General features: G+C 71.2%; 13 protein-coding genes and 2 pseudogenes. 7 read left to right on the plus strand and 8 right to left on the minus strand.

Annotated features, from left to right (window positions below; all coding sequences use genetic code 11):
• Positions 1–752: 752 nt before the first annotated feature.
• Positions 753–1,256 (plus strand): sigma factor-like helix-turn-helix DNA-binding protein, encoded by a 504-nt coding sequence (locus GRC12_RS29320; protein ID WP_208782437.1) that lies wholly within the window; start codon positions 753–755, stop codon positions 1,254–1,256.
• A gap of 103 nt (positions 1,257–1,359) precedes the next feature.
• The gene (locus tag GRC12_RS29325) at positions 1,360–1,608 is read left to right on the plus strand and encodes a hypothetical protein (RefSeq protein ID WP_208782439.1); all 249 of its coding nucleotides are present in this window, start codon (positions 1,360–1,362) and stop codon (positions 1,606–1,608) included.
• A gap of 22 nt (positions 1,609–1,630) precedes the next feature.
• Here GRC12_RS29325 and GRC12_RS29330 read toward each other — a convergent pair whose 3' ends face one another.
• Positions 1,631–2,785, minus strand: a complete 1,155-nt coding sequence (locus GRC12_RS29330) for a cystathionine gamma-synthase (RefSeq protein WP_208782442.1) — start codon at positions 2,783–2,785, stop codon at positions 1,631–1,633.
• Between the two features lie 173 nt (positions 2,786–2,958).
• On the opposite strand from GRC12_RS29330, the gene GRC12_RS29335 reads away from it, so the two are divergent.
• Both GRC12_RS29335 and GRC12_RS29340 read left to right on the plus strand, forming a co-directional pair.
• Positions 2,959–4,077: a hypothetical protein gene (locus tag GRC12_RS29335; protein ID WP_208782444.1), complete on the plus strand. Its 1,119-nt coding sequence runs from the start codon at positions 2,959–2,961 to the stop codon at positions 4,075–4,077.
• Positions 4,078–4,192: 115 nt separating this feature from the next.
• Positions 4,193–4,786, plus strand: a complete 594-nt coding sequence (locus GRC12_RS29340) for a DUF4291 domain-containing protein (protein WP_208782447.1) — start codon at positions 4,193–4,195, stop codon at positions 4,784–4,786.
• Between the two features lie 144 nt (positions 4,787–4,930).
• Here the strand turns inward: GRC12_RS29340 and GRC12_RS29345 are convergent, their stop codons facing one another.
• Positions 4,931–6,448: a lysyl oxidase family protein gene (locus GRC12_RS29345; RefSeq protein WP_208782449.1), complete on the minus strand. Its 1,518-nt coding sequence runs from the start codon at positions 6,446–6,448 to the stop codon at positions 4,931–4,933.
• Positions 6,449–6,628: 180 nt separating this feature from the next.
• Here GRC12_RS29345 and GRC12_RS29350 point away from each other — a divergent pair, with 180 nt between their 5' ends.
• Positions 6,629–7,735 (plus strand): serine hydrolase domain-containing protein, encoded by a 1,107-nt coding sequence (locus tag GRC12_RS29350; protein WP_208782452.1) that lies wholly within the window; start codon positions 6,629–6,631, stop codon positions 7,733–7,735.
• Between the two features lie 24 nt (positions 7,736–7,759).
• On the opposite strand, the gene GRC12_RS29355 is transcribed toward GRC12_RS29350, so the two are convergent.
• Positions 7,760–8,476, minus strand: coding sequence for an SDR family oxidoreductase (locus GRC12_RS29355; RefSeq protein ID WP_208782454.1), 717 nt, complete (start codon positions 8,474–8,476; stop codon positions 7,760–7,762).
• Between the two features lie 93 nt (positions 8,477–8,569).
• Here GRC12_RS29355 and GRC12_RS29360 point away from each other — a divergent pair.
• A pseudogene (locus GRC12_RS29360) lies at positions 8,570–9,384 on the plus strand (helix-turn-helix transcriptional regulator).
• Between the two features lie 55 nt (positions 9,385–9,439).
• On the opposite strand, the gene GRC12_RS29365 reads toward GRC12_RS29360, so the two are convergent.
• Positions 9,440–10,480: an NAD(P)-dependent alcohol dehydrogenase gene (locus tag GRC12_RS29365; RefSeq protein WP_208782456.1), complete on the minus strand. Its 1,041-nt coding sequence runs from the start codon at positions 10,478–10,480 to the stop codon at positions 9,440–9,442.
• A gap of 179 nt (positions 10,481–10,659) precedes the next feature.
• Between GRC12_RS29365 and GRC12_RS29370 the strand changes: the two genes are divergently transcribed.
• Positions 10,660–11,577, plus strand: a complete 918-nt coding sequence (locus GRC12_RS29370) for a helix-turn-helix domain-containing protein (protein ID WP_208782458.1) — start codon at positions 10,660–10,662, stop codon at positions 11,575–11,577.
• On the opposite strand, the gene GRC12_RS29375 is transcribed toward GRC12_RS29370, so the two are convergent.
• From GRC12_RS29375 to GRC12_RS29390, 4 genes and pseudogenes are all read right to left on the minus strand, one after another.
• Complete coding sequence (locus GRC12_RS29375; RefSeq protein ID WP_208782460.1) at positions 11,555–12,325, minus strand: group II truncated hemoglobin; 771 nt, start codon at positions 12,323–12,325, stop codon at positions 11,555–11,557. The two genes, GRC12_RS29370 and GRC12_RS29375, sit on opposite strands and share 23 nt — an antisense overlap.
• A gap of 144 nt (positions 12,326–12,469) precedes the next feature.
• Positions 12,470–15,766, minus strand: a complete 3,297-nt coding sequence (locus GRC12_RS29380) for a S8 family peptidase (protein WP_308286665.1) — start codon at positions 15,764–15,766, stop codon at positions 12,470–12,472.
• Between the two features lie 208 nt (positions 15,767–15,974).
• Positions 15,975–16,658 carry an ABC transporter ATP-binding protein gene (locus tag GRC12_RS29385; protein WP_208782462.1) on the minus strand — a complete coding sequence of 228 codons (684 nt, stop codon included), beginning with the start codon at positions 16,656–16,658 and terminating at the stop codon, positions 15,975–15,977.
• Positions 16,659–16,706: 48 nt separating this feature from the next.
• Positions 16,707–16,893: pseudogene (locus tag GRC12_RS29390) on the minus strand (ABC transporter permease); the annotation flags it as partial.

Consider the following 16,893-nt stretch of genomic DNA (forward strand, 5'->3'; position numbering starts at 1 on the left):
GGCGATTCACGCGCGCGGGGGCAGGGCGGGGCAATTCACGCGCGCGGATACGTGCCCGCACCTCACGCGTGTGCGTCGGGGGCTGCCCGCGCGGATACGTGCGCGCTCCTCACGCGCGTGCGTCGGGGGCTGCACGCGCGTGTGTGCGTACGTCGGGGGGCCGCGCGGGTTGAAGCTTCGGAGGCTCCGCGCGGACGTATGACGCCAACACGCGTGGATCCCCGGCCGACGCACGCGCGGCGGCCGCCGACGCACCCACGGCACGCCCACCATCCGCCGAAGCACCCACGCACGCCCAGAGGCCCCCGGCGTACCGACAGATGCGCGGCCCCCCTACGCACCCATGCACACACGCAGCCGCCAAAGCAGCCATCATCGCGTGGGCGGAGCAGCACGACGCGATCATGCACGTGCGAAGCAACTGCCGACGCGCTCGGAGCCCGCCAAGCCCCCGCGCGCAGCGAATGCAGCCACCGGCACAGCCACGCACCCTCCGGAGCCCAGCGACGCACCGTCGCACGCTCGGAGCCCCATGGTGCACCAAGGTCCGTGGAGCCCCCCGGTGCACCAAGGTCCGTGGAACCCCCCGACGCACCCACGCACGTGTGCGGCCCCCCGGCCGGTTGTCGCGCGGCTCTTGACCGTGGGGCCCCCTCTGGCCTCATATGAGACCGGGCCCGTCGTACACGGTTCCGGATGCCGTACGCGGCCGGGCCCCGGTTCCGCAGGGTCGCGTCAGGGCGGGAGGCGCGGTGCGACAACGGCAGGCGTTGCAGGGCGTCCGCCGGGCCCGGGAGTTCGAGGCGTTCGTCGCGGGCGCGGCAGGGCGGCTGCTGCATGCCGCCACGCTGCTCACGGCGGAGGCCCCGGACGACAACCCGCGCGCGCGGCGCCTGCTGACGCTGGCCCTCGCCCACACGTACATCTCCTGGAACCGGCTGCGCGGCGAGGACCCGTACGACCGCGCCCGCCAGTACCTGGCCACCCGCTTCGCCCGCGCGGCCTGGCACCAGTACGGCGGTCTCGGCCGCGCCCGGACCCACCCCGGCGCCGCCCTGGCCGCGCTCGCGCCGCAGGAGCGCCTGATCCTGGTCCTGCGCCTCTACGAGGGCGTCGCCGAGGAACAGACGGCGGCCCTCCTGGGGCTGCCGGTGGAACGGGTCCGCACGATCTGCGACCGCGCGACGACCACGCTGCTGCAACCTCCGCGGAGTCCCGCTCCGGCCGTGGTGGGGGCGAAGGTGGCACCGTCATGAGGCGCCGCGCCGACGGGATCAGGAGCGCCCGCGCGGGTGACGCCGGCGTGGCGGTCGTACGCGCGCGGCGCGGACCAGATGTATGCGGACGGGGGTGGCACGGGTGAACCGGACCGAGCGGGAAGCCACCGTACGGCGGATCATGGAGCAGGCTCCGCCGCCCGTGCCGCCGGACCTGTACGCGGAGGTCATGCGGCGGGGCGCCCGTATGGTGCGCCGCAGGAGGATGATCCGCCGGACGCTGTGGCTGCTGCTGTGCGCCGTGGCCGTGGCGTTCCTCGTGTGGGCCATGATGGCCCGCCCGTGGGTGGAGCCGCCCTCGCAGACGACTCCCCCGTACACGGGCTGGTGAGCCCTCCTCGCCGCGTGGGCTGCTAGCCGAGGGCCTGCTGCAGGTCCTCCAGGAGGTCGTCCACGTTCTCGATGCCCACGGAGAGGCGGACGAGGTCGGCGGGCACCTCGAGGGCCGAGCCGGCCACGGACGCGTGCGTCATGCGTCCGGGGTGCTCGATCAGGGACTCGACGCCGCCCAGGGACTCGCCGAGCGTGAACACCTTGGCGCGGTTGCAGACCTCGACGGCCGCCTCCTCGCCGCCGGCCACCCGGAACGACACCATGCCGCCGAAGGCCCGCATCTGCTTGGCGGCGACCTCGTGGCCGGGGTGCTCGGGCAGACCCGGGTAGAGAACGTGCGTCACGCGTGCGTGCCGGGTCAGCATGTCGGCGACCTTGCCGGCGTTCTCGCTGTGCCGGTCCATCCGCACGGACAGCGTCTTGGCGCCGCGCAGCACCAGCCACGAGTCGAAGGGCCCGGCGACCGCGCCCATCGCGTTCTGGTGGTACGCCAGCTCCTCGCCGAGTGTCTCGTCGGCGACGACCAGGGCACCGCCGACGACGTCCGAGTGGCCGCCCATGTACTTGGTCAGGGAGTGCACGACGACATCCGCGCCGAGCGCCAGCGGCTGCTGCAGGTACGGCGTGGCGAAGGTGTTGTCCACGACCAGTTTGGCGCCCGCGTCACGGGCGACGTGGGCGAGGGCGGCGATGTCGGTGATGCCCAGCAGCGGGTTGGAGGGGGTCTCCACCCACACGGCCTTGGTCTTCGGGGTGATGGCGGCCCGTACGGCGGACGGATCGCTGGTGTCGGCGACCGACCACTCCACCCCCCACCGGGCGACGACCTTCGCGAACAGCCGGAACGTGCCGCCGTACGCGTCGTTGGGGATGACCACGTGGTCGCCGGGGCTGAGCAGCGTACGCAACAGGCAGTCCTCGGCCGCCAGTCCGGACGCGAACGCGAGACCTCGGCGACCGCCCTCGAGGGCGGCGAGGTTCTCCTCCAGGGCGGTCCTGGTCGGGTTGGCGCTACGGCTGTACTCGTAGCCGCCGCGCAGGCCGCCCACGCCGTCCTGCTTGTAGGTCGAGACCTGGTAGATCGGCGGGACGACGGCGCCGGTGAGGGGATCGGCGGTGTTGCCCGCGTGGATCGCGAGGGTCTCGAAGTGCTGACTGATGTGCCTGTCGCTCATGGGCACCGAGGGTAGTGCGCTCGCGGGGCGAGTGACGGACGCCGAGGCCGGAGCGGTCCCACGCTCGGGATTTCCCTCGGTCCCGGGCCGGCCGGCCACCGGGCCGCGGGAGTTTTCCACAGGTGCGCCGACCGGGTTGGCCAATTGTCCGAGGCGTCTGGAACGCTTGAGGCATGGAAATTCTCTGGGTCCTGATCGCGCTGGTCATGCTCGGCTTCGTGCTGCTCCCGGTCATGCGGCGTCGCCGGGGCATGATCGAGCAGGTCCCGCCGGGCCACCCGGACGCCGCGGACCCCGCGAACTACGGCTTCGTGCGCGAGGAGGAGCTGGACGTCCGCATGCCCGGCCCCGACCAGGACCTGCTGGACGTCCTGGACCTGGTCCAGCGCACACAGGACTACCGAGCCGCCTCCCAGCTGCTCGCCGGCACCGAGGCGGAGGGCGAGCTGCGCTGGCAGCGCGTGCAGGCCTTCGCGGGCGCCGCGTCCCTGGAGCTGCAGCAGCGGCCGGGCGGGGTCAGCGAGACGCCCGGCGGGCAGTGGCTGCGGGTCTGGCGGGCCGAGCAGCCCAAGGACGCGGGCGGGGCGGCCGTGCACGCGGAGTTCCTGGCGCAGCAGGCGTGGCGGACGGCGACGCGGGGGACGGACGAGTTCCGGATCATCATGGAGGAGGCGAGGGCGGCCTGCGGCGACGCGGCGCTGCTCGCCCCCGGCGACCCGGTCCCGTACATCGTCGAGCTGTCGGTGGCGCGCGGACTCGCCTATCCGCGGCCGGAGTTCGAGCAGCTGTGGCTGAAGATCCTGGACCGCGCCCCGGCGCACATGGGCGCGCATCTGGCCGCGCTGCACTACTGGTGCGAGAAGTGGCACGGCTCGCGGCAGCTGGCGTACTCCTTCGCCGAGTCCGCGGCGGCGAGAGCGCCGCAGGGTTCGCTGCTGGCCGCCATGCCGCTCTTCGCGGTCTTCGAGCACCTGCCCGAGGTGAACCTGGTCAGCGGCTTCTACCAGAGCGAGGTCGTCACGAAGGCGATCCACGGGGCGCTGCACGCCGTCCACTCGGCCCGCCCGGACGACCCGATGCTCGCGCACGTACGCCATCTGCTGGTCTTCTTCCTGGTCCGCGCCGAGCGCTGGTCCGAGGCGATGAACCAGCTCATACACATCGACGGCCACATCGGAGCGCTCCCCTGGACCCTGTCCGCCGACCCGGCGGCGGAGTTCGCGGTGTACCGGGCACTGGCGGTGGCGGGCTACGAGGCAAACGGCGGCAGCCCGGCGACACTGCCCCAGTGACCCGTGCGGGAGCTTCGGAATTCCCACCCGAGCTGGGTGACCCGGTCGAGACGGCCCGCCGTCGGATCCGGAAATGAATGGCCGGCAGGGATCGCCGGGCGGCACGCTGTCCGCCATGGATGAGCCGCAACACAGGATCCGCGCGCTGCACACCGCGACCACGATCACGGTGTACCAGGCATACGCTCCGCAAATCGGCCTGCCCGCCGTCGAGGAAGGCCGGTTTCCCGCGGCGTGGAAACGGGACAGGATGACATGGATCAAGCCGTCTTTCCTGTGGATGATGTACCGCTGCGGCTGGGCCGCCAAGGAGGGGCAGACGACCGTCCTGGCAGTCGAGATCAGCCGTGACGGCTTTGACTGGGCGTTGCGCAACGCGTGCCTGTCGAGCTACGTCCGCGGGGTGCATCCCGACCGAGCCGACTGGCAGCGTCAGTTGAAGCGTGCGCCCGCTCGTGTGCAGTGGGACCCGGAGCGGGACCTGCGCCTGCGGCCCTTGCCGTACCGATCGCTGCAACTGGGCCTCACCGGTGAGGCCGCGCGACGCTACGCGGACGAATGGACGGTCGCCATCCGCGACGTCACCCCACTCGCGCACGAAATCCAGGCCCTCGTCCGCGACGGGGACCTGGACTCGGCGGCCCGACTCCTGCCCCGGGAACATGCCTATCCGGTCGAAGACCTGTCCCTCGCCCACTTGCTGGGATGACACACCGCCCACCGGCGACCGCGGTCGGGGAGCCGGGGCTTTCCCCGTACCAGCAGGCGATGAGGCAAAGGCTCCTCGCCGCCCCGGTGGCAGAGGCGCCCGAGACCCGGCGGGCGGAGGCGCTGGCCCCCGCCCGTCGGGTTGTCAGGGAGCGTCGATGAGGCCGTACTTCGGGACCGTCACCGTGCGGGCTCCCGGGGTGCCGCCGAGGACGACCTTGCGGTAGGTGATGTTGTTGGCCGTGCTCTGCTCCTTGAGCCGGTTGTCCGGGTTGGCGATGACCTGGATGTAGTAGGTGCCGTTCGGCAGGTCGGAGACGTCGAAGGACTGACCGGGCCGGTACTGGCTGTAGGTGTCGCCGTTGCCGACGTCGAGCACCTCACGCACGGACACGGCGGTCTCCTCGCCGCAGGCGGTGGCGAGGTCGGTGTTGTACGGGTGCCAGTTGGCGTTCTTCACCGTGTAGTCGATGGCGTCGGTGTTGGCCAGGCAGAAGGCCTCCTTGCCGCTGCGGACGATCTCCCTCTTGTCCGCGCCGAGCAGCCGGTAGCTGGCGAAGTCGCTGAAGTGCCAGTGCTGGTGACCGTCCCTCGGGTCCCACTCCATGGTGCCGGTGGGCGTGTAGCCGACCTGCTTGCCCTTGGCGTCGTAGAAGTACTGGTAGGCGTCCATCTTCTCCGCACCGGGCTTGCGGAACCCGTCCACGACCAGCGGGGAGGGGCCGCCGTTCCAGACGGTCGCGCTGAAGGCGAGGTAGTCCTTGCCGGGAGCGGCGCCCATTCCGCCCTCGTCCCCGTTGGTGATCGCGATGCCGTACGCCGGGAGGGCGCGCAGGTCCGGCTTGGGCGCGTCGGCGGGGACGGCCGCCCTGCCGACCGGGCGGTGCGCGGCCGGCTGAGGGCTCTTCGAGGCGTTCTTGCGCCCGCGCCCGGCGCCCGCCAATCCATGGCCCTCACCGGAGTCCTGACGGACCGTCACCTTGATGGTCTGGGTCTTGTCCGGCATCCCGAACAGGTCGCGGTACTTCTTCGCCACCGACACCTTCGCGGTGTAGACGCCGGCCGGCAGGTCGACCGCGCCACCCTCGCGGAAGCCCGGGGACGTGGCCGCGGCCCAGCCCTTCTCGACACCCCACACCCCGCCGAGCGTGAAGGGGTTGTCGGAGCAGCTCTCGGGGTAGTTCGAGGTGGCCGGGGCGTCCGGCCGGATGCGCCCGGCCCGGTTGTTCGGGCAGAACGACTGCGTGGTGTCGGCCACCTTGGCGCCCGACGCGTCGCTGATGCTGACCTTGAGGAAGTCCGGCAGGCCGGAGAAGTCCTTCACCAGGTCCTTCGGCAGGGTCTTGGTCACGGTCCGGCCGCCGGAGTGGATCACCTGCGAGGCGACGATCGGGTCGTTGTAGGACTTTCGCGTCACCCGCATTTCGAGCGGTCCCCCGTCGACCGTCACGTAGGTGCCGAGATTCAGGTAGACGCCGGCCTCTCCCTGGTACCGGTCCAGGGTCACCGAGGTGGAAGCGGCGATGAGGTCGAGCTTCGGTGTACCCGCCTGGGTCGCCGCGCCGGCGCCGGGCGCCGCGAGGGTCGCGGCGGCGCCGACGGTGAGGGCGGCGGAGGCGATGAGCGCCGAACGCCGTAAGGCCGTGGGGTGGTGTCTGGTCATGAGTGCTCTCTCTGCGTCTGGTCGGGACGAGTCGTGCACGTGGTGCAGGCACGGCAGGAATTGCTTGTGTGCCATCTGTGAAAAGGGTGAGAAGCCCGTCGAGGTTGCCTGAGGACCGGAAATCACATCCCCCGCAAATTCGGTTGCCGCGCCACCCGCACATGCGGGCTAATGCCAGCCATGGCCGACATCGAGGGCTCTTACGACGATTTGTTCACCGCGGTCCCCAACGCGCTGGGCGCGCTGCTGGACGCCGGGGACACGGGCGGCTCGGTGGCCGTCTTCGTGGACGGCGAGCCCGTGGTGGACGTGTGGGGCGGGTTCGCCGACAAGGAACGCACCGTGCCCTGGGGGCGGGACACCCTCGTCGGCGTCTTCTCGGTGACCAAGACGATGACGGCGCTGTGCGCACTGGTCCTGGCGGACCGCGGCGAGCTGGATGTGGACGCGCCGGTGGCCCGGTACTGGCCGGAGTTCGCCGCGGCCGGCAAGGAGGGCGTGCTGGTACGGCATCTGCTGTCGCACACCGCCGGGCTGCCCGACTGGGAGGGGCCGGTCGAGGAGCTCTACGACTGGCAGGCCGCCACCGCCCGTCTCGCCGCGCAGGCTCCGCTGTGGGAACCGGGCAGCGCGGCCGGGTACCACTCGCTCACCCAGGGGTTCCTGGTGGGAGAGGTGATCCGGCGGGTCAGCGGCCGGAGCGTGGGCGAGTTCTTCGCCGCCGAGATCGCCGGTCCGCTGGGGGCGGACTTCCACCTCGGGCTCGGCCCCGAGCACGATCACCGCGTGGGCCCGTCCGTTCCGCCGCCGTCGCGGGACGAGGACTACGCGGCGAGCGCGGCGGGCGGGCCCGAGGTGCCCGCCACCGCGACCGCGATCAGGCTCCGGGACGGCAACAGCCTGGCCTGGCGGCGGGCGCAGATCCCCGCGGCGAGCGGCTTCGGCAACGCCCGCTCGGTCGCCCTCGTGCAGTCGGTCCTGGCCTGCGCCGGGACCGTGGACGGGGTGCGGGTGCTGTCGCCCGAGGGGTGCGGGCGCGCGGTGCGGGAGCAGTTCAGCGGCGACGACCTGCGCCTGGGCATGCCGATGCGGTGGGGCCTGGGGTACGGGCTGTTCGGCGGCACCTATGGATGGGGCGGCTGGGGCGGCTCCCTCGTCATGATCGACCCCGATGCGCGGATGGTGGTCGCCTACGTCACCAACCAGATGCGTGAACCCGGTGACGACAACCGGGGGCTGGAGATCGTCATGTCCGCGTACGACGGGGTGCAGGGGCTGCGGGCCTGAGCCGGACGGGGCAGCCCGCCGGCCTCACCAGGGCACCGTCGTCCCGTCCCAGGAGAAGAGCCGGCCCGTCGGCCCGTCGTCGGGCAGCAGTGCCAGGCGTACGGCACCCTCGGCACCCTCCGCCGGGTCGCCGCCCACGGCCTTCGCGCCCGGGACCAGGTCGGTGGCGCGCAGGCCGGGGGCGAGGGCGTTGACCTTGAAGCCCTCCTCGGCGAGCTCCTGGGCGTGGAGCAGGGTGAGGAGGTTGAGGGCGGACTTGGAGGCGCGGTAGGCGGCGGAGCCCGGACGGCCCGGGGTGAACTGGGGGTTGGGGTGGGTGCTCCAGGTCAGTGAGGACGTACCGCTGGAGACGTTGACGATGCGCGGGTGCGCCGAGCGGCGCAGGGCCGGCAGGAAGGCGTGGGTCACCTCCAGGACGCCGATCACGTTCGTCTCGTAGGCACGGCGGAACTCCTCCGCGCTCGACTCGGTCGGCGGGGCGAGGGAGGGGTTGATGCCCGCGTTGTTGACCAGGACGTCCAGGTGCTCCACCTGTGCGGCGGCCCGGGCGACGGAGACGGGGTCGGTGACGTCGAGGACCAGCGGACGGGCCCGCTCGCCGATCTCCTCGACGGCCCGCCGGCCGCGCCCGGCGTCCCGCGCACCCACGTACACGGTGAACCCCTCGGCCGCGAGCCGCGCGGCAATATGGCGGCCGATTCCCTTGTTGGCACCCGTGACGAGTGCGGTGCGATCGTTCATGTCGACCACGGTCCTCCGGCGGGTACCGGTCTGCCAGGGACGACCTGTACCAGGCAGTGGGCGGGCCGGGGTTCGCCGAAGGAGGTGGGCGGGGTGCCGAGGCAGGAGTTGGCGCGGTTCCTGCGGGAGCGGCGCGCGGGGCTGCGGCCGCGGGACGTGGGGCTGCCGGACGGTGTGCCGCGCCGCACTCCGGGGCTGCGGCGCGAGGAGCTGGCGGAGCTGGCCCATATGTCGGTCGACTACTACGTACGGCTCGAACAGGCCCGTGGGCCCCGGCCGTCGGCGCGGATCCTGGACGGGCTCGCGGGGGCGCTGCGGCTCAGTCCCGCCGAGCGCGACCATCTCTTCCGCCTGGCCGGGTCGGCGGCGCCGCCGGGTGCCGGTCCGGTGCGGAGCGTACGGCCGCATGTGGCGCGGATGCTGGAGCGGCTGCCGGAGACGGCGGCGATCGTGACCGACGCGGCGTACGGGCTCGTCGCCTGGAATCCTTTGGCGCAGGCGGTGTTCGGCGGTGACCTCGGTCGCGGGACGACCAACCTGGCCCGGCGGCGCTTCCTGGGCGAGGGGCGGATGTACGACAGTTCCAGCGCCGAGGAGTTCGGGCCCATCGTGGTGGCGCGGCTGCGCAGGGCCGCGGACCGGTATCCGCACGACCCCGGGCTCGCCGCCCAGCTGGCCCGACTGCGGGCCGGCAGCGCGGAGTTCCGGGAGCTGTGGGAGGACCGGCCGGTCCACGCGCCCGGCCACCGCACCAAGACCGTCGACCACCCGGCCGTCGGCCGCCTCCACCTCAACTGCGAGTCCTGCTCGTCCCCGAGGACGACCAGGAGGTCGTCCTGATCACGGCGGACCCAGGCTCGGCGTCGGCCCGCGCCCTGCGCGCCCTGGCACCCGTCGGCCACCGCTGATGTGCGGGGTGTCGACGGGTGCCGAGGCGCGGGGAAGCTGGTGACCGCCGACGGGTCAGATCGTCGAGGTGTCGATCACGAAGCGGTAGCGGACGTCGCTGGAGAGCACCCGCTCGTACGCGTCGTTGATCTCGTCCGCGCGGATCAGCTCGATCTCGGCGCCGAAGCCGTGCTCGGCGCAGAAGTCCAGCATCTCCTGGGTCTCCTGGATGCCGCCGATGCCGGAGCCGGCGAGGGTCTTGCGGCCGCCGATCACCGAGAACAGGTTGAGCTTGACGGGCTCCTCGGGCGCGCCGACGTTCACGAAGGCGCCGTCCGTCTTGAGCAGGGACAGGAAGGCGTCCAGGTTCAGCGGGGCCGAGACCGTGGACAGGATCAGGTCGAAGGTGCCCTTGAGGTCCTTGAAGGTCTGCTCGTCGCTGGTCGCGTAGTAGTGGTCGGCGCCCAGCTTCAGCCCGTCGTCCTTCTTGCGCAGGGACTGCGAGAGCACCGTGACCTCGGCGCCCAGTGCGTGCGCGATCTTGACGCCCATGTGGCCGAGGCCGCCCATGCCGAGGATCGCGACCTTCTTGCCGGGGCCGGCGTTCCAGTGGCGCAGGGGCGAGTAGGTGGTGATGCCGGCGCACAGCAGCGGGGCGGCGACGTCGAGGGAGAGACCGTCGGGGATGCGGACGACGTAGTTCTCGTCGACGACGATCTTCTCGGAGTAGCCGCCGTAGGTGGGCTCGCCGTCCTTGCCGATCGCGTTGTACGTGCCGACGCCGCCCTTGAGGCAGTACTGCTCCAGGCCGGCCCGGCAGTTCTCGCACTCGCGGCAGGAGTCGACCAGACAGCCGACGCCCACGCGGTCGCCGACCTGGTGCCGGGTGACGCCGGAGCCCACCGCGGAGACGACGCCCGCGATCTCGTGACCGGGGACCATCGGGAAGATGGCCTCGCCCCAGCCCTCACGGGCCTGGTGGATGTCGGAGTGGCAGATACCGGCGAACTTGATGTCGATCAGCACATCGAACTCACCGACCTCGCGGCGCTCGATGGTGGTGCGCTCCAGGGGAGCCTTCGCCGCGGGAGCGGCGTATGCGGCAACGGTCGTCATGCCGGGGATTCTCCTAAGCGGGGGTTCGCGCCCGGCTGCCTTCTGTCGTTCCGTCCGGGCACGGTGATCAGCATGCCCCGCCCCGGCGGATCCACCCAGGCCACGCCTTTGCGTACGTCCGGCGTTCCTACCACTGGCGGGGTCAGGCTGCTGGGCGTACGACCGTGAATACTTGCCGTATGGACGAACTGCCCGAGGCCGTACAGGGGGCCGGCGGCGCCCTGGACCGGCGTGCCGAGCTCAGTGAATTCCTGCGCACCCGGCGGGCCCGGCTGAAGCCCGAGGACGTGGGGCTGCCGGACTTCGGCCGGCACCGGCGGGTGCCGGGGCTCAGGCGCGAGGAGCTGGCGCAGCTCGCCGGGGTCTCCGTGGCGTACTACACCCGGCTCGAGCAGGGCAACGGGCGGAACGTGTCGGCGGAGGTGCTGGACTCGATCGCGCGGGCGCTGCGGCTGAGCGACGCCGAGCACAACCACCTCACGCACCTCGCCAAGCCGAAGCAGCACAAGAAGAAGCCCGCGGCCCGGACCGAGCAGGTGCGGGGCGCGCTGCGGCAGCTGCTGGACACGATGGACGGGGTGCCGGCGTACATCTCGGGGCGGCGCGGGGACATCCTCGCCTGGAACCGGATGGCCGCGGCCGTCTTCGGCGACTGGGGGGAGCTGCCGGCCCAGCAGCGGAACTGGGCGCGGCTGGTGTTCCTGACGCCCGAGTACCGCGATCTGTTCGTGGAGTGGGAGCAGAAGGCGAGCGACATCGTCAGCTTCCTGCGCATGGAGGCGGGCTGCTACCCCGACGATCCGCGGCTGTCCGCGCTGGTGGGCGAACTCTCCGTCAAGAGCGAGGAGTTCCGGCGGCTGTGGGCCACGCACGACGTCCGGGAGAAGAGTTACGGCGTCAAGCGGCTGCGGCATCCGCTGGTGGGCGATCTGACGCTCCACTACCAGTCCTTCCGGCTGGCCGACGACGACGGACAGGCGATGACGACGTACCACGCGGAACCGGGTTCCCCCTCCGCGGAGGCCCTGCGGCTGCTGGCCAGTTGGGGCGCGGACGCGACCCGCGCGGGGCGGGTCAGCCCCGATACGGCGGCATGACCCCCCATCCCCACCTGGGCACCGGCTGCTCCGCCGGAGGTTTGGCGTCCGGGCCGGAGAAGTACAGCGCCAGCCTCGTCCCCCACTCGATGTAGGCGAGGAACGCCGAGCGGAACTCCGCGTCGGTGGGCAGGCCGACGTCGTCCGCCGCGTCCTGGATGAGGTTGACCCAGCGGCGGCGCTGCGGCTCGGTGATGTTCTTGGCGAAGTGCTTGGCGACCATGTGGCCGTGGCCGCCCTGGGTGAGGGAGTAGGCGGGCGGGCCGCCGAAGACCTCGGCGAGCCACAGGGCGACGTGCTCGGCGTGGTCGGGGGCGAGGTCGGCGAAGAGCGGGGCCAGCAGGTCGTCCTTGAGGACCCGGTCGTAGAACGCCGTCGTGAGGCGGGAGAAGGCCTCCGCGCCGCCCGCCCAGTCGTACAGCGACGGCACCGACGCGCCCCTGCCCCGGACCGTGGTCGGCTTGTAGTGGCGCATCTCCTCGATGTTGTCGACGTACGGCTGGATCTCCGCCAGGAACTCCGGGAACAGCTCCGAGTCGCGGAAGCCCTCCATGTGGTCCTGGGTGGAGGTCCAGGTGATGCGCAGGACGTAGTGCTCGAAGTCCTCCTCGCAGCGCGCCAGTTCGTAGTCGACGCACTGCGGTGCCTCGGCCAGCCGGCCGGCGGCGCGGGTGTAGGCGGCCAGGAACTCGGCCGAGCGGTCCTCCGGGATGCGGTACCGGATGTATTCGACGGTCTCGGTTGTCATGGGTTCACGGAAACACGGAAGCCCCGCCGGAGGCTCCACCTCCGGCGGGGCTTTCGCTGACGGCTCACTCGCCTCGCGAACGGCTCACTCGCCTCGCGAACGGCTTACTCGCCTCGCGAACGGCTCACTCGCCTCATTGCCGGCTCACTTGCCGTAGTACGCGTTGTAGATCGAGATCGTCGACTTGTTGTTCTTCTTGTCGGTGATCTTGGCGTGGAACGAGATGGCCTGTCCCTTCGCCGGGTTCTTCACGGTGATCTTGCCGTGGACCACCTTGACCTGCTTCCAGGTCTGGCCGTAGTCGTACGACACGTACACCGTCAGCGACTTGAGGTTGCCGCCCTTGGCCGCGCCCTCGACGGTGACCGGGACGGAGACCGTCCTGCCGGCCGGCACCCGGTTGTCGAGGCCGGTCGTGGCGTTGAAGCGGACCGTGGACGCCGGCAGCGTGGCCACCGTGCCGCCGGCCGGCTTCTTGGAGCGGAACGTCCAGCTGGCGTCGATGCGGGTGGAGGCCGCGGCGACGTGGACGCTGCGCTTGACCGAGGTCGTCAGCCGGTACTCGGCGTCACCGGAGGGGACCTTGAACTCCTTCTCGCCGAACAGCGGGTCGTCGTTGGAGCCGACCTTGGTGCCGTTGCGGTAGAGGGTCGTGGTGACCCCGGTGAAGTCCGAGGAGCCCGCGTGGCCCGCGCCGTCGGAGAACAGCGGGATGTAGCCGTAGATGCTGTTGCCGTCGCGGAAGACGCCGTAGTACGTGTTCAGGTGGGGGCCGAAGACCGCCGTGTTGAAGGTCTTCGTGTACTTCTGGCCCGCCTTGAAGGACTGCGCGTCACCCAGCGTGTAGTACGCCTCCGGGATCGGGAAGCCGTCCCGGTCGTGGCCCTTGTACTGCGTGAAGTCCCATGACCACTGGATCTTGTCGGACGTCGACAGGTACAACGTGCGGGCGCCGGGCAGCTTCTGCTCGATGCCGTTGAAGATGACGAGGTCGTCCGGGAACTCGCCCAGCGCCATCAGCGCACCGGTCTTGCCGACGGCGCCCGAGCCGAGGTTGTTGCGCACCGTGGCGAGCTCGCTCGCCTTGAAGTGGCGGACCTTGTCGCCCTGGATCTTCTTGACGTTCGCGGTGGTGGCCACGTCGTACTCGGTGTCCGCGCCCTTGGTCCACTGGCCGTTCCAGGTCTGGTGCAGGCCCGTGACGTCGCCGCCCAGCGGAGCCATGCGCACGTCGGCGAAGGACTGCATGCCGAGACCGATGCCGATGCCCGCCGGGTCGTAGGTGTACCCGATCATGGCGAGCTGCTGCTTGGCCTGGGCGTCCGGCACGGTGATGTCGGCCGCCTTGGTGGTACGGGCGTCGATGGTCACCGTGGTGTTCTTGGTGACGGACAGCTTCGGCTGGACCAGCCAGTCGACGCCGCCCTGGAAGTTCACCAGGTCCTTGGCGATCCAGGCGTCCAGGAGGTAGTTGCCCTTGGGCAGGCGCATGGTCGTGGTGCCGGTGTCCGAGAGGGTCACCTGGTAGCCACGGCCCTCGGCCAGGCCCGAGTAGCCGAGCAGGGCGGTGTTGTACTTGCCGGTCGGCTTGCCGTCCCGGTCGATGTGCTTGATCGTGACGTCGTAGGACTCGACCTCACGCTGCACGGCCGCGGCGGTGCGGACCGTCTGGCCGCCGCCCGTCGCCGTCACGTACGCGGAGTACGCGCCGTCGAGCGTGCCGCCGAGCTTGGTGTTGACGGTCAGGTCGACCGAGGCCTTGCCGCCCGCGGGGACGGTCACCTTGGTCGCGGCCAGCTTGAAGAAGCCGGCCGGAGCGGCCTGGCCCTTGGGGTTGGTCGCGGTGGCCGCCAGGTTCAGCGTGACGTCCTTGGTGCCGAGGTTGCGGTACGTCACCTGCTTGGTGACCGGTGTGTCGTCGGTGTGCGGCCACTGCTGCACACCGAAGCTCACCGACACCGGGTCGGCGATCACGGTCTGCTGGATGGCCTTGTCGACGGCGATACGGCCCGAACCCTGCTGGAACGGCGTGTACTTGCCGCCCTTCGCGGAGCCCGTCAGGGCGCCCTTGAGCTCGGAGAACTTCCAGTCGGGGTGCTCCTGCTTCAGGATCGCCGCCGCGCCCGCGACATGCGGGGTCGCCATCGACGTACCCGAGATGGTCAGGTAGCCGGGCGGGTTCTCGCCGACCTCCTGGTCGATGACGCTGCCCGGGGCCGCGGCGGCCGTGATGTCCACGCCGGGGGCGGTGACGTCGGGCTTGATGGTGCCGTCGACGGTTGGACCGGTGGAGGAGAAGTCGGCGAGCCTGTCCTTGTCGTCGACGGCGCCGACGGTGAGGGCGTCCGCGGCGCTGCCGGGCGAGCCGATCGACTCCGGGCCCTCGTTGCCCGCGGCGATCGCGAAGAGGATGCCCTTCTCCTCGGACAGCTTGTTGACCTCGGCCTCGAGCGGGTCGATGCCGGGGGTGTCCTGGCCGCCCAGGCTCAGGTTGACGATGTCGGCGCCCTGCTCGGCCGCCCACTCCATGCCGGCGAGGATGCCCGAGTCGTCACCGGAGCCGGTGTCGTCCAGGACCTTGCCGTTGAGGATCTTGGCGCCGGGTGCCACACCCTTGTACTTGCCGTGGGACTTGGCGCCGGTGCCCGCGGCGATGGACGCGACGTGCGTGCCATGGCCGAAGTGGTCGTTCGCGTCGGCCGCGGTGGAGAAGTTCTTGGCGGCGATCACCTGGGTCTTGAGGTCCGGGTGGTCCGCGTCGACACCGGTGTCCAGGACCGCGATCTTGACGCCCTTGCCGGTGTAGCCCTTGGCCCAGGCGGTGGGTGCGCCGATCTGCGGAACGGACTTGTCGAGGCTGGCCTTGCGGGTGCCGTCGAGCCAGACGTGTGCGATGCCGGAGGCCGTACGGTCGCCGTTGGTGACGGCGTCCCACAGCTCGGGCGTCTCCTTGACCGGGGTCTGGACGGCGTCCGCGTTGAGGGCCTTCAGGGTCCGGCGCAGGGTGCCCGCGTCACGGACGTCGGCCTTGGCGGCCGTGGCCGCGCCCTGGTAGCCGACGATGACCTTCAGGCCCTTGGCCTGGGACTTGCGGGTGGCGGACTTGTTGAGCTCGGTGATGTCGAACAGCCGCTGGTCGAGCTTGCCGCTCGCGACCAGTCGGGCCGCGTCCGCCGGGACGACGAGCGTGTGCCCGTCGGCCTTGCGGAACTGCACGGGTATGTGTTCGCGCCCCTTGGCCCGCTCCAGGCCGACGACGCGGCCCTTGGCGTCGACGACGACCCGGTCGCCGGTGATCAGGGTGATGCGGTGCTGGGACGCGAGTGAGGACTTCGAGGCCGCGCTCGGATGCTCGGCCTTGGCCTGCGCCGGGCTGGTCATACCCGCCGCGAGGGCCACAGCGGCCGCCGTCGCCACGGTGGCCGCGCATGCTCTCTTCACTTGTCTGCGCAAGTCTCCCCCTGGAGATGAAGTACCGGGCGAATTCCCCGTTCACCCGGCCGGGGGAACTACCGCACACACGCACGGACCCCCCGGGATACGCAGTATGCCGGGGGGTGATCAGCTACCTCAAGAGACAGAAGAAGGGTGAGAGAAGCGTCCGCCGACTGTTACACGCCTGCGGGAAAGCCGTTACCGTTCCGTCGGGTTACGCGCCCGCGTTCTCCTTGACCGTGATCTTTCCCTTGCGGATCGTCGCCAGCCGCGGGGCCTTCCGCGCGATCGCGGAGTCGTGGGTGACCATGATGAAGGTCAACCCCAGTTCCTTCCACATGCGTTCGAGCACGTCCATGATCTCGTCGCGCATCGACTCGTCGAGGTTTCCGGTGGGTTCGTCCGCGAGCAGCACCTTCGGCTGCTTGACGAGCGCGCGGGCGATGGCGACGCGCTGCTGCTGGCCGCCGGACATCTCCGAGGGCAGATGGGCGAGACGCTCACCGAGACCCACCGAACTCAGCGCCTCGGCGGCCCGCTCGCGCCGGTCCTTCACCTTGACGCCGAGAGGGACGAGAGCGGTTTCCACGTTCTCCTGGGCGGTGAGCGTGGGGATGAGGTTGAAGCTCTGGAAGACGAAGCCGATGTTCTCGCTGCGGACCTTGGTCAGCCGCGCCTCGGAGAGCCTGGCCAAGTCGGTCCCGTCCAGGACGACTTCGCCCTCGGTGGGCCGGTCGAGGCCGCCGAGCATCTGCAGCAGCGTGGACTTGCCGCCGCCGGTGGGGCCCTGGATGACGAGACGGTCGCCGTCGCCGATGGTGAGGTCGACGCCGTCGAGGGCGTGGATGGTCTCCTTGCCCCGGGTGTAGCGCTTGGTGACGCTTCTGAGTTCGTACATGGGGTTGGCTCCTGGGTGGGGTTGGTGGTGGTACGGGTCCTGGGCCGGCTATTCGACGCGGCGCAGCGCGTCCGCCGGCCGCAGCCGGGACGCCCGCCAGCCGCCGAACGCGCCCGCGATCAGGCCGCCCGCCACCGCCAGGGCCACCGCGATGGCCACCGTCGTGACACTCACCGGTGCCGTCAGGGCGACGTCGAGGGTCTTGGCCGCCGCACGCCCCGGGCCGCCGAAGCCG

The sequence above is a fragment of the Streptomyces griseorubiginosus genome (genome assembly GCF_017614965.1).
Taxonomy (GTDB): Bacteria; Actinomycetota; Actinomycetes; order Streptomycetales; family Streptomycetaceae; genus Streptomyces; species Streptomyces griseorubiginosus_B.

Excerpts from the sequence above, each read along its gene's own strand:
- GRC12_RS29345 (WP_208782449.1), bottom strand. The coding sequence starts at position 6,448 with ATGACCAGACACCACCCCACGGCCTTACGGCGTTCGGCGCTCATCGCC.
- GRC12_RS29375 (WP_208782460.1), bottom strand. The coding sequence starts at position 12,325 with ATGACAACCGAGACCGTCGAATACATCCGGTACCGCATCCCGGAGGAC.
- GRC12_RS29340 (WP_208782447.1), top strand. The coding sequence starts at position 4,193 with ATGGATGAGCCGCAACACAGGATCCGCGCGCTGCACACCGCGACCACG.
- GRC12_RS29335 (WP_208782444.1), top strand. The coding sequence starts at position 2,959 with ATGGAAATTCTCTGGGTCCTGATCGCGCTGGTCATGCTCGGCTTCGTG.
- GRC12_RS29365 (WP_208782456.1), bottom strand. The coding sequence starts at position 10,480 with ATGACGACCGTTGCCGCATACGCCGCTCCCGCGGCGAAGGCTCCCCTG.
- GRC12_RS29370 (WP_208782458.1), top strand. The coding sequence starts at position 10,660 with ATGGACGAACTGCCCGAGGCCGTACAGGGGGCCGGCGGCGCCCTGGAC.
- GRC12_RS29355 (WP_208782454.1), bottom strand. The coding sequence starts at position 8,476 with ATGAACGATCGCACCGCACTCGTCACGGGTGCCAACAAGGGAATCGGC.
- GRC12_RS29350 (WP_208782452.1), top strand. The coding sequence starts at position 6,629 with ATGGCCGACATCGAGGGCTCTTACGACGATTTGTTCACCGCGGTCCCC.
- GRC12_RS29385 (WP_208782462.1), bottom strand. The coding sequence starts at position 16,658 with ATGTACGAACTCAGAAGCGTCACCAAGCGCTACACCCGGGGCAAGGAG.
- GRC12_RS29330 (WP_208782442.1), bottom strand. The coding sequence starts at position 2,785 with ATGAGCGACAGGCACATCAGTCAGCACTTCGAGACCCTCGCGATCCAC.